This window comes from Escherichia sp. R1 (genome assembly GCF_003000935.1).
GTDB classification, from domain to species: domain Bacteria; phylum Pseudomonadota; class Gammaproteobacteria; order Enterobacterales; family Enterobacteriaceae; genus Escherichia; species Escherichia coli.
The window spans coordinates 1-716 of sequence record NZ_PSRU01000085.1 but is presented as its reverse complement, the minus strand read 5'-3'; the positions used below and the strand labels follow the sequence as shown (position 1 = coordinate 716).

Annotated in this window: 2 protein-coding genes; both read left to right on the top strand. The window is 46.5% G+C overall.

Going from position 1 to position 716, the window contains the following annotated elements:
- Nucleotides 1–192, top strand: a 192-nt coding sequence (locus C4F37_RS28145; RefSeq protein WP_000396815.1) for a hypothetical protein, incomplete at its 5' end; no start/stop codon positions are given.
- Nucleotides 149–607 (top strand): IS200/IS605-like element IS200C family transposase, encoded by a 459-nt coding sequence (tnpA, locus tag C4F37_RS27205; protein WP_000526115.1) that lies wholly within the window; start codon nucleotides 149–151, stop codon nucleotides 605–607. The genes C4F37_RS28145 and tnpA, both read left to right, overlap by 44 nt.
- The last annotated feature ends 109 nt before the right edge of the window (nucleotides 608–716 follow it).

Below are 716 nucleotides of genomic sequence, written 5' to 3'. Positions count from 1 at the left end.
TTTTTGTGCACAGAAAACCCCCAGCTAGGCTGGGGGTTCCGGAAAGCTTTCAGCTTTGAGCCAGTTATTAAAACCCCTTTTGATTTGTTAAAACACCTTGCGGTCTGGCAACTGCAAGTGTCAAACAAGAAATCAAAAGGGGGTCCCAATGGGGAACGAAAAGAGCTTAGCGCACACCCGATGGAACTGTAAATATCACATAGTATTTGCGCCAAAATACCGAAGACAGGTGTTCTACAGAGAGAAGCGTAGAGCAATAGGCTGTATTTTGAGAAAGCTGTGTGAGTGGAAAAGTGTACGGATTCTGGAAGCTGAATGCTGTGCAGATCATATCCATATGCTTGTGGAGATCCCGCCCAAAATGAGCGTATCAGGCTTTATGGGATATCTGAAAGGGAAAAGCAGTCTGATGCCTTACGAGCAGTTTGGTGATTTGAAATTCAAATACAGGAACAGGGAGTTCTGGTGCAGAGGGTATTACGTCGATACGGTGGGTAAGAACACGGCGAAGATACAGGATTACATAAAGCACCAGCTTGAAGAGGATAAAATGGGAGAGCAGTTATCGATTCCCTATCCGGGCAGCCCGTTTACGGGCCGTAAGTAACGAAGTTGGATGCAAATGTCAGATCGTGTGCGCCTGTTAGGGCGCGGCTGGTAAGAGAGCCTTATAGGCGCATTTGAAAAACCTCCGGCTATGCCGGAGGATATTTATT